This is a genomic window from Streptomyces sp. Z423-1 (assembly GCF_013009255.1).
GTDB lineage: Bacteria > Actinomycetota > Actinomycetes > Streptomycetales > Streptomycetaceae > Streptomyces > Streptomyces gossypiisoli.
Genome location: NZ_CP053109.1, coordinates 710,825 through 721,486, shown reverse-complemented (window position 1 = coordinate 721,486; position 10,662 = coordinate 710,825). Strand labels below are relative to the sequence as shown.

Annotated in this window: 9 protein-coding genes and 1 pseudogene; 7 read left to right on the top strand and 3 right to left on the bottom strand. The window is 70.3% G+C overall.

Going from position 1 to position 10,662, the window contains the following annotated elements; all coding sequences use genetic code 11:
• Positions 1-76: 76 nt before the first annotated feature.
• Positions 77-1,579, bottom strand: coding sequence for an FAD-binding protein (locus tag HJD23_RS03365; RefSeq protein WP_171107866.1), 1,503 nt, complete (start codon positions 1,577-1,579; stop codon positions 77-79).
• Positions 1,580-1,685: 106 nt separating this feature from the next.
• Between HJD23_RS03365 and HJD23_RS43380 the strand changes: the two genes are divergently transcribed.
• Both HJD23_RS43380 and HJD23_RS43375 read left to right on the top strand, forming a co-directional pair.
• Positions 1,686-1,919: a hypothetical protein gene (locus HJD23_RS43380; protein WP_232108095.1), complete on the top strand. Its 234-nt coding sequence runs from the start codon at positions 1,686-1,688 to the stop codon at positions 1,917-1,919.
• 75 nt (positions 1,920-1,994) lie between these two features.
• Complete coding sequence (locus tag HJD23_RS43375; RefSeq protein ID WP_346770334.1) at positions 1,995-2,528, top strand: 4'-phosphopantetheinyl transferase superfamily protein; 534 nt, start codon at positions 1,995-1,997, stop codon at positions 2,526-2,528.
• 473 nt (positions 2,529-3,001) lie between these two features.
• Here HJD23_RS43375 and HJD23_RS03355 read toward each other — a convergent pair.
• Positions 3,002-3,398, bottom strand: a pseudogene (locus HJD23_RS03355) (DNA-binding protein).
• Between the two features lie 96 nt (positions 3,399-3,494).
• Here HJD23_RS03355 and HJD23_RS03350 point away from each other — a divergent pair.
• The 5 genes from HJD23_RS03350 to HJD23_RS03330 all read left to right on the top strand — a co-directional run bounded on the left by HJD23_RS03350 (position 3,495) and on the right by HJD23_RS03330 (position 8,508).
• On the top strand, positions 3,495-4,511 hold the full coding sequence (locus HJD23_RS03350; RefSeq protein ID WP_171107864.1) for an alpha-L-rhamnosidase N-terminal domain-containing protein: 1,017 nt from the start codon (positions 3,495-3,497) through the stop codon (positions 4,509-4,511).
• Positions 4,512-4,546: 35 nt separating this feature from the next.
• Entirely contained in the window at positions 4,547-5,953 is a 1,407-nt protein-coding gene (locus HJD23_RS03345) for a hypothetical protein (RefSeq protein ID WP_171107862.1), read from the top strand.
• Positions 5,954-7,088: 1,135 nt separating this feature from the next.
• The gene (panD, locus tag HJD23_RS03340) at positions 7,089-7,508 is read left to right on the top strand and encodes an aspartate 1-decarboxylase (protein WP_171107859.1); all 420 of its coding nucleotides are present in this window, start codon (positions 7,089-7,091) and stop codon (positions 7,506-7,508) included.
• A 20-nt stretch (positions 7,509-7,528) separates the two neighbouring features.
• Complete coding sequence (locus HJD23_RS03335) at positions 7,529-7,873, top strand: GNAT family N-acetyltransferase (RefSeq protein WP_171107857.1); 345 nt, start codon at positions 7,529-7,531, stop codon at positions 7,871-7,873.
• A gap of 2 nt (positions 7,874-7,875) precedes the next feature.
• Entirely contained in the window at positions 7,876-8,508 is a 633-nt protein-coding gene (locus tag HJD23_RS03330) for an aspartate/glutamate racemase family protein (RefSeq protein ID WP_171107856.1), read from the top strand.
• A 447-nt stretch (positions 8,509-8,955) separates the two neighbouring features.
• Here HJD23_RS03330 and gndA read toward each other — a convergent pair whose 3' ends face one another.
• A complete protein-coding gene (gene gndA, locus HJD23_RS03325) occupies positions 8,956-10,395 on the bottom strand; it encodes an NADP-dependent phosphogluconate dehydrogenase (protein ID WP_171107854.1) in 1,440 nt (479 codons plus the stop codon).
• Positions 10,396-10,662: the final 267 nt, after the last annotated feature.

The window sequence follows — 10,662 nt, the reverse complement described above, 5'->3', positions numbered from 1 at the left end:
AACTCGCGGGCGGGCAGGGGCGGAAGCGCCGAGGGTACGGGTCCCCGCGCGGGAACCCGGACCCCTCGGTGCCGTCTCAGGTCGGCGGAGCCTGCACGGAGAGTGCGTGCCGGAACACGTTCCGTGGATCCCAGCGCGCCTTGACCGCCTGGAGGCGCGGGTAGGCGTCCTTGTAGTACAGCTCGGACCACGGCACCCCGGAGGTGTTCCACTCCTCGTCCGCGAGGTCGACGTCCGGGTAGTTGACGTACGCGCCGTCGGCGGCGCCACCGGGGACCGGTACGCCGCCGGTGTCCGCGTACACGTCCCGGTACAGCTCGCGGATCCACCGCACGTGGACCGGGTCCTGCGAGGGGTCCTCCCAGGTCGTGACGTACACGATCTTGAGGATGGAGTCGCGCTGTGCCACCGCGGTCCGGTCCGCCGGGACGGCGTTGACCTTGCCGCCGTAGGCGATGAGCGCGACGACCCCGGCCGGATTGTCGTAGTCGGTGCTGGTCAGGCGCGTGTACAGGGTGCCGATCTGCCGGTCGTCGAAGCTCCGGCGCGCATACGCCGCCTTGATCTTGGCCCGTCCGGTCATGTCGCCGTCCCCGGCGATCCCCGGCCAGCGCGTCGAGTGCAGCCACGGCAGCCGCCGCGTGTCGCTGTGCGGCTGCACGGCCACACCCTCGGAGACTGCCGCGAGATACGTCTCCAGCCGCTTCTCCGCGTCCGGGCCGGTCGCGTCGAGCTGCGTGGTCATCGCGAGGGCACCGGACTGGCTGCGGGTGAGGGCCAGCACGCTGTAGAGGTCGCACCAGGGGGAGTCGGGGCCGCTGTTCTGCTCGAACCACCTGCCGTGGTTCCGTACGAGCCGCGCGAAGGCCGCCTCGTCCAGCCCCTCCCACGGCCACACCGTCGTGTTGAGCAGCACCTCGGCCGGCGGCCGCGGCAGCAGCCGGCCGGGCTCCGGCGGTACGTCGCCCTCGGCGGTCCGCAGCCAGTACCTGACGACCACGCCGAAGTTCCCGCCGCCACCCCCGGTGTGCGCCCACCACAGATCATGGTTCGGATCGTCCGGCTCGCGCGTCGCGATCACGGTCCGCGCGTCGCCCGACGCGTCGACCACGACGACCTCGACCGCGTGCAGATAGTCGACGATCGAGCCGTGCATCCGGGACAGCGGGCCGTAGCCCCCACCGAGGATGTGCCCGCCCGCCCCCACATCGGGGCACGCCCCGCCGGGCAGCGTCACGCCCCACACCCGGAACAGCGTCTTGTAGACCGCGCCCAGAGTGGCACCGGCCTCGACGACGAACGCGCCGCGCTCCTCATCGAATCCGACCGCCGACAGCCGCGACATGTCCATCACCACACGGACGTCTGAATTGGCTACGAAGTCCTCGTAACAGTGCCCTCCACTGCGCACGGCCACCCGCTTGCCCGACCGCACGGCACGCGAAAGAACCTGCTCGATCTCAGCGGCGGATCCCACCAGATGTATCTCGTCCGGCTCACCGACGAACCGGAGGTTCTCGCCCCGGCGTAAGTCCTCATACCTGATATCGCCGGGGGTCACGAAATCGATGTGCTTCATGCGGTTCTCCTGCCTTCGACACGGAAGTGAAGCTGTACTGTTGCCGTCGGATCCTAATTCACTTGTCACACAAAGGTTTTGGAGCACTCCGAAAGGGAGGGACGGGATGGTCGCGGACCTGATCGCCGGTCTGGTGCCGGCGGGGGTGCGTACAGCGGAGGTGTTCGGTGACGTGGCGGACGTCTCACTGTTCCCGGAGGAAGAGACTGCGATCGCAAGTGCGTTGGACGCGCGGAGGCGGGAGTTCGCCACGGGATGCCACTGCGCCCGTGCGGCGCTGTCAGCGCTGGGCCGACCGGCCGTTCCCCTGCCGCCGGACGAGCACGGTGTGCCGTCGTGACCTGACGGAGTGGTGGGATCCCTGACCCACTGCGATGGCTATCGCGGTGCCGCGGTGGCCAGCCGTGAGGATGTCATGTCGCTCGGAATCGATGCCGAGCCACACCGCCCGTTTCCACAAGGGGTGTTGGAGGCAGTGATGATCGCCCCGGAGCGTCCCGCGCTGGCTGTGCTGGCGGACTCGTACCCTTCGGTGCACTGGGACCGTCTGCTGTTCAGCGCCAAGGAGTCGGTCTTCAAGAGCTGGTTCTCCATGACGGGGGACCGCCTCGGCTTTGACGACGAGGTGGAGTTCGAAGCCGAGATACCGTTCTTCCGCGCCAGGGTTCTGCGCCAGGGTTCTGCGCCAGCGGCCCGGCTTGGCCGGCAAGGCGCCCACAGCGGTCGGCGGCCGCTGGCTGGTGTGCTGTGGTCTCGTGCTGACGGCGGTCTCGCTGTAGCCGGAGGACCTGGGGACGCATCAGCCTCGATGTGCGTCCATGGGCTCAGCCGGTCGGCAGGGTGGGAGGAGGTGGAGTGTCCCGGACGCGGCGCTTGCCGAGGCCTGATGGCGTGCTGGGAGAGTCAACAATGGGCCAGTGTGAGTCCTGAAACACCCTGGGACATCTGACCGCAGATGCGGATCGTTATAGGCTCCGGAGGCCGCCCTTGACCTGCAGGAAGCAGGCGGGGGCCAGCCCCACCAGCCTCGATCCCTACCTGGAATCGCTGCGGCAGTGATGGGAGGAAGGCGAGCACATCGCGCCGTTCTGCACCAAGAGATCGTCGCCAAGGGCTACCAGCGGGTCAAGATGGCAAGGCTGGGAATTCTCGGTCGGCGCGACGGCACGTGACGAACCGGCTGGCATGTCCGTCGCTTCCATGGCGTCTCCAGGGGCAGCAGTCCGTCCAGTTCCGGGAGATCGTCTCAGTGGGCCTGATCAGGAAGGGCCAGGGTTGACGCCTCCGGCCCCTTTGCGCGCGCTGTAGAAGCATGGGTGCGCCGAGCGGCGGCACTTCTCGGGGGCCGAGCTGTAGTTCCGGCCATTGACAAGGCCACGTCGGTCAGGAAGTCCGGAGTTCGGCTGGAACACGGCGGTGTGGTCAGACCTTCTCGGCGGTCACGCGCCGGTGGTCGATGGTGAGCATCGTAATGTCCTCGACGTCGGACGTCAGGGATGGTGACCCGGCCCGGTTGGGCGAGGGCGGTGGCGCAGACATGGCGTCGATGGCGTACTTGTGGCCGTGGAGGCCGGTCGTGCGCAGCAGGGCGGCGGCGGACTGGGCGAGGGCCTGGGTGACGGGCTCGACGCGCAGCCGGGACAGCGTCCACTTGAGCGGCGTCGTTGATCCGGGGGTGGATCACCTCGACGAGCACGGCGGCGGAGGTGATCACTGGAAGGCCGGCGTCGCGGGCGGCGGTGAGCCGTTCGTGGACCTCGCGGTCGCGCTGGACGGCCTTGGCCGGGCCCTCGCTGTCCAGGATGAGCGCGCCGCTCATTAGAGGACCATCCCTGCTGCAGCCCTCACGGGTAGGGTTGTGACCTCTCGGTCCCGGCGGGTGCATGGCCATCGTCGCGACCGTTCGGTGGTCAGCGTGAGTTCTGCCAGCCCTGCCGGGCACGACGAGCCATGGCAGGGCCACTGGATCGGGGCCCAACCCGCCCCGGTGCCGGGCGTCGACGACGTGTCCAGTGGGACGGGCGGAAGGCGCGGGTTCTCGCGGGTGCTCTTCCGCAAGGAGCTTCACCTGTCGGCCGTGCCGACGTCCGCGCCGGTGCGGGCGCAGCCGCGCCGCTGGCGCTACGAGGCGTTCGATGTGGTCCGGCATCTGCGCCGCGGCCCGAACGTGATCGCGGTGCTGGCCTCCTATTACGGCCGGGCCACGTCGTGGTGGCAGTCGGCGCCGCCCGAGGGCGGCATCAACAGTGACGCCTGTCTCGTACTCGATGCGCGGTGGGACGGAGCCGGCGACCTTTCCAGCGACGTCTCGTGGCGCGTGCACCGCTCCACCGCGTGGAGCATGCTGGGCTCCTTCGGCGTCCCCTGCGAGGTGCTGGACGCCCGAGCGTTGCCAACCGGCTGGACCGGCCCTGGCCTTGACGACAGCGGTTGGCCGACCGCAACCATCCTGAAGGCCAGGCACTGGGGCGGGCTCGGGCGCAGTCGGCCACCGGTCAGTCCGTACGGGAAGCTGCTCCCCCGGCCGATCGCCGTGCTCGGCGGCCCGACCGTACGGCCGACGGCCGTCCTGGACGCCCGAATCCGGCCGAAGCCGCACTGGGCGAGCCCGCATCCGGCGGCCCGCGTGGTGCAGTATCTCGAGGACCCGGGTACGCCGGTCCGTACCGGTCTGCCGCTGTCCGCCTCGATCGACCGCGACCAGAGGCTCGACGTCATTCTCGACTTCGGCGCGCTGACCACGGGTTTCGTGGAACTGACCGTCGACGCCTCGCCCGGCACCGTCCTCGAACTCGGCCACCGCGAGAAGCCCAAACGCGTCGGTGTCACGGAGACCACCTCCGACTACGAGGCCGGCGCCCGCTACACTGCCCGGGCGGCCGGGCGACCTACTCCGCCCTGGAACCGGCCGGCCTGCGCTACCTCCACCTGACGGCGCACCCCCCCGACGGCGCCGAGGTGACCCTCGTGGACGCGGCCGTTCACGAGCACGTGTACCCGCAGTCGGGCGGGGCCCACTTCACCAGCGGTGACCAGGATCTGGACCGCATCTACCGCGCGGGCGTCCGCACCGTGCAGCTCAACTCCACCGATGCGTACACCGATTGCCCGACCCGCGAGCAGCGCGCCTGGACCGGTGATGGAGTCGTCCACCAGATGGTGCATCTGGCGAAGAACGACGACTGGCGGCTGGTGGAGCACTACGTCGAGCTGGCCAACTCGCCGCGTCCGGACGGCATCCTGCCGCTGAGCGTGGCCGGTGACTTTGAGCAGTTCGGCGGGTTCACCATCCCCGACTGGTCCCTGCACTGGGTCCACGGCGTGCACAACCTCTACCGCTACACCGGCGACCGCACCCGCCTCGCCCCATGTCTGCCGACCGTGGAGCGGGTGCTGCGCTGGTACGAGCTCCACCTCGACGAGCACGGGACGCTGAGCGACCTGCCGGAGTGGAATCTGGTGGACTGGTCGAGCGCCTTCACCACCGACCGCACCTCCATAGTGTCCGCGCTGTGGGCCCGTGGCCTCGCCGAGTACGCGGACCTGTGCGACTGGGTCGGCAACGCCGGGTCGGCGGCCCGGGCCCGGGAACGGCACGCGGGTGTGGCGGTCTCGTTCGAGGATTTCTGGGATCCGTGCCGGGGCTTGTACGTCGACCACATCGTCGACGGAGAGCGCCGGCCGGCCGCCTCGCAGGCCGCGAACGCCGCCGCGATCGCCGCGATCGTCGCGGGCCTCGCGCCGCGTGAGCGGTGGCGGGCGATCGCGGCGGCAATGATCGACCGCTCTGCCGTCGTCACCCGCTCCTGGATCGGCGGCGACGGCGGCTACGACATCCAGAAGGAGGAGGACCAGCGGCGCGGCATCCAGCGCATCGACTGGGACGTCGACCACGAGATCGTACGTGCCCAGCCCTTCTTCAGCTACGTTGTGCACGACGCCGTGGCCCGCGCGGGCCACGGCATCCGGCTCGTCGACCTGGTCCGCGACTGGTCAGTGTTCCTGCGCGAGGGCTACGACACCTTCGGCGAGTGCTGGGGTTGGGGCACGCCCGTGCACGGTTGGTCCAGCACTCCGTCCCGCGATCTGATCGTGCACGTGCTGGGCATCTCGCCGGATCTGCCCGGGTTCGAGCGGGTGCGGATCGCCCCGCGGCCGGGCCCGCTGGGCGAGGTGGTCGGCGTGGCGCCGACTCCGTACGGACTGGTTGAGGTCGAGATCTCCGGCGAGCAGGCTGTGGTGTCCAGTCCGGTCCCGGTCCACTTCGTCGACCCCACCGGCCGGAGCCACCGCGTGGCCGCCGGGAAACACCGGGTGCCGATGCGTCGCGCGGAGACCCTGACCGAACGCACCCCGGGGAACCAGTGTGCTTGACCACGGCGTGCTTCCCCAACCGATCGGAAGTCGCGGTGGCGCAGACAAATCACGGGCCGTGGAGCGTGCTCGGCGACTCGCATCCCGCCGATCCGACGGGCACGTCCTTCCGGTCCAGACCAGCTCGGTGTTCCGGCATCCGGGCAAGGAGGACTTGTAATCGCCCTCCCAGGGCCAAGCCGTGTGCGTCACGCTTCGACCGGCGTCGTCAGCACGGCCCGGACAGCCTTGCCGTCCGGCGGGTGGGGGACTCAGTCCCAGTGGTCGGCGAGGGCGGCAAGAAGCGCCAGGCCACGGTCCCCGGTCTGGAGTCGTCGGGTTCGGTGTTTGCTAGGGCGTGTTTCGAAAGTCCCGTCTGGCCCGCGACGCCTGGCACGGCGCCTCGCTGCGTTGTCGGGGTCGCCCGCGTACGCCCAGTACGCGGGCGACCCTCCGCCTTGCGATGCACCGCACCAGACGCCGCGGGCCTCGCCCTCCGGGCGGACGACGCTACTTTCGAAACACGCCCTAGGAGGGGGGCGCGGGTGAAGGTCCAAGCAGGCGTTCTGACGTTGATACGGAGGCGGTGGGCGGTCGGGTTGAGGACGCCGTGAGCCGGAAGCAGCGGCCGTGCAGGACGACGGTGGCAGCCAGCCCCACGACGATGAGTTTGGTACTTCATGGACGAGTTGGAGGCCGATGGGTCACGGAAAACAGGTGAACATCATTCGCGCCCCTAACCGTTGTCCTCCGACACGGTCATGCGCCTTGGGCGTGACGTAGAGGGGAAATGACGAGGAAGCGTTCGATCGTGTGGTGGGGAAGCGTGCTGGTCGGCTCTCCCGTCCCGCTCTCGCACTCGCCTGCGAGCCGTGATCCGATTACCCCCGAGCAGGCTCAATGCTGCCGACTTGCCTGATGAGACGTCAGGTAGGTCAGCATCCACTCAGCATCAGTCCCGTACGGCTCCTCGCGCGTGCGCCCCGTCGGTGGCTTCGCGGCAGCCTGCTGGCGCAGAGATACGCAGGCGGCAAGCCTGGTCACAGCAACACACGATTTTCCTAGAGGTCTTCGAGCCGAAGGCATGCCGATGTACAGTGAACAACGCCCCTGACCTGCAGAAAGCTGGCGGGGAGCCGTCTTCGAGGAGTCCAAAGTGCTGCGAACTTTGATCAAGTCCAAGATCCACCGAGCCACCGTCACCCAGGCCGACCTGCACTACGTGGGATCGGTGACCATCGACGCCGACCTGCTGGACGCCGCCGACCTGCTGCCCGGTGAGCTCGTGCACATCGTCGACATCACCAACGGCGCCCGGCTGGAGACGTACGTCATCGAGGGCGAACGCGGCTCGGGTGTCGTCGGCATCAACGGGGCCGCGGCCCATCTGGTCCACCCCGGCGACCTTGTGATCATCATCAGTTACGCTCAGGTCACCGACGCCGAGGCGCGGGCGCTCAAGCCGCGCGTGGTGCACGTGGACCGCGACAACCGGATCGTGGACCTGGGCATCGACCCGGGCGAACCCGTGCCGGGTTCGAACCAGCGGCGCAGCCCGCAGGCCCTGCGGGCGTGAACCGTCGACGAGGAGGGCTCATGAGCGAGATGGAGATCCGCGACGACCGGGCGGCGGGCCGGCTGGAGGCCGTCGGCGGCGGGGAAGTCGTCGGCCGCATCGAGTACTTCGTGCTCGACACCCCTCAGCGAGCGCTGGTGCCCGTGCACACCGTCGTCGAACCGGCCCACGAGGGCCAGGGCATCGCGGGCTCCCTGGCGCGCGAGCTGTACGCCGTCGCCGAACGCGAGGGCGTCCCCGTCGCCCCGCTCTGCCCGTACGTCGTCAAGTGGGCCGAACGCCACCCCGACCAGGCCCCCGCCGCCGACCCCGCGCTGCTGGACGCGGCGAAGGAGTGGCTGCGGGCGCATCCCGGACGGTTCTGAGCGTGCTCGCCCTGCTGCACACCTCACCGCTGCACGTCCCGGTCTTCGACGCCCTGCGCGACCAGGACCACCCGGGCCTGGAGCTGCGGCACCTGGTCCACGAGGACCTGCTGACCCGGGCCGGGCAGGACGGTCCCGAGTCGGTCGCGGACGACGTACGGGCCGTACTGGACCGGGCCGTGGCCGACGGCGCCCGGGCCGTGCTGTGCACCTGTTCGAGCATCGGCGGCGTCGCGGAGGCGGCCGCCGCCGAGGCCGGGGTGCCGGTGCTGCGCGTCGACCGTCCGATGGCGGCCGCCGCGGTGGCCGCGGGACCGCGGATCGTCGTCCTCGCCACCGTGGCGAGCACCCTCGCACCCACGGTGCAGCTCGTCGAGGAAGAGGCCCGGCGCGCCGACCGCCCCGCCTCGGTGCGCACCCTGCTCGTCGAGGACGCCTGGTCCCACTTCACGGCGGGCGACACACACGAGTACGCCCGCCGGGTCGCCGCCGCGGCCGACACGATCACCGACGCCGACGCGATCGTCCTCGCCCAGGCCTCCATGACACCGGCCCAGCAGCTGACCTCGACCACCGTCCCGGTCCTGTCCAGCCCCCGGCCGGGACTGGCGGCGGGCGCCCGGGCCACGGAGTGACTCCGGCGGGTGACTGGCGGTACGGCCGCCGGGTACGCGGGGGAGTAGTCCAGTGCCGACGTTCACCGACTGGCCGGAGGACACCATGACCACCCCGCACCCCGACCCGGTCCCGACCCCGGGCCTGGATCCCCAGCATCCCGAACCGCACCCGGTGCCGCCCCGGAACCACCCCCGGCACCGCCCCCTCCACCGCCCCCGGCACCCCCACCTCCGCAGCCCCCGTCTCCGGAACCACCGGGCCCCCGCCCGATCCCGCAACCGCCCCCGTCCCCGATCCCCCCGGGCCCGGAACCGGTCCCGAACCCAGAACCGGGACCACCCCTCACCTAAGAAACAGCGGTGAGCGACCAAAGAACCAGCGGTGGGCGAAAAGGAACAGCGGTGGGCGACTCACAACGCCGCCCACCGCGGCGCCCTCAGGGGCGCGGGAACTGCGCCGAGACCCTAGGCGGACACCTCCGCCCGATCCCCACCCCACAACGTGTGGAACGCCCCGTCCCGATCCACCCTCCGATACGTGTGCGCCCCAAAGAAGTCCCGCTGCCCCTGCGTAAGCGCCGCCGGCAACCGCTCGGCCCGCAACGCGTCGTAGTAGGCGAGCGCCGCGGCGAACCCCGGCGCCGGCACCCCCTCCCGCGTCGCGGCGATCAGCACCTCACGCCAGTCGTCCTGCGCCTCGGCGATCTCCCGCGCGAACGTCTCGTCGGACAGCAGACTCGGCAGATCCGGCCGCGCGTCGTACGCGGCGCGGATCCGGTCCAGGAACGCCGCGCGGATGATGCAGCCGCCGCGCCAGATCGAGGCGACCTGCCCCAGGTCGATCCCCCAGTCGTACTCCTCACTTCCCGCGGCGATCTCATGGAAGCCCTGCGTGTACGACACGATCTTCGAGGCGTACAGCGCCTGCTCGACCCGGTCGGCGAAGGCCCCCGCCTCGGACGAGCTCAGCGGCGACGCCTTCGGCCCCGCCAGCCCCCGCGAAGCGGCCCGCAGCGCCGCGTGACCGGACAGCGAACGCGCGAAGACCGCCTCCGCGATACCGGACACCGGCACACCCAGGTCCAGCGCGATCTGGACGGTCCAGCGGCCGGTGCCCTTCTGCTCCGCCTGGTCCACCACCACGTCCACGAACGGCTTGCCGGTCGCCGCGTCCACGTGCGACAGCACCTCGGCCGTGATCTCGATCAGATACGAGTCCAGCCGGCCGGTGTTCCAGGTGCGGAAGATCTCCGCGATCTGAGCGGGCTCGTACCCGGCGACATCACGCAGCAGCTGGTACGCCTCGCCGATCAGCTGCATGTCGGCGTACTCGATGCCGTTGTGCACCATCTTCACGAAGTGCCCGGCGCCGTCCGGACCCACGTGTGTCACACAGGGCGCCCCGTCGGCGGACTTCGCGGAGATCTTCTCCAGCATCGGGCCCAGCGATTCGTACGACTCCTTCGAGCCGCCCGGCATGATGCTCGGCCCGTGCAGCGCGCCCTCCTCGCCGCCGGAGATGCCGGTGCCGACGAAGTGGATGCCCTGCTCGCGCAGCTCGCGCTCGCGGCGCCGGGTGTCGGCGAAGTGGGCGTTGCCGCCGTCGATGATCATGTCGCCGGGCTCCAGCAGCGGGGCGAATTCGTGGATCACCGCATCGGTCGGCTCCCCGGCCTTGACCATGATGACCAGGCGGCGGGGCCGTTCCAGGGCCGCCACGAAGTCCTTGGCGGTCTCGGCCGCGACGAACTCGCCCTCGCTCCTGAACTCCTCCACCAGCGCATGCGTCCGCGACGCCGTCCGGTTGTGCACCGCGACCGTGTAGCCGTTGCGCGCGAAGTTGCGGGCGAGATTGCGGCCCATGACCGCGAGACCCGTGACGCCGATCTGGGCTGAAGTGCTCATACCGCCTGCTCCTCAAGGGACCCGTGGGCCCTGTAGATCGTGTATCGGTGGTGCCGACCTGTGTGTCCGTTGTGCCGTCAGTATCGTCCCTCGGCCATCCTTACGTGCCGATCCGCCGACCGCACGTCCGGACCGGACGGGGCTGAGTACGTACGGAAGGGGCCCGGCGCCTCAGTAGGCGCCGGGCGCGACGACAACGGGGGTGCGATCCACGCCACTTGGCCCGCCCACGCGGCCGATTGCCGTCTTGTCATGGCCTGTTCGCGG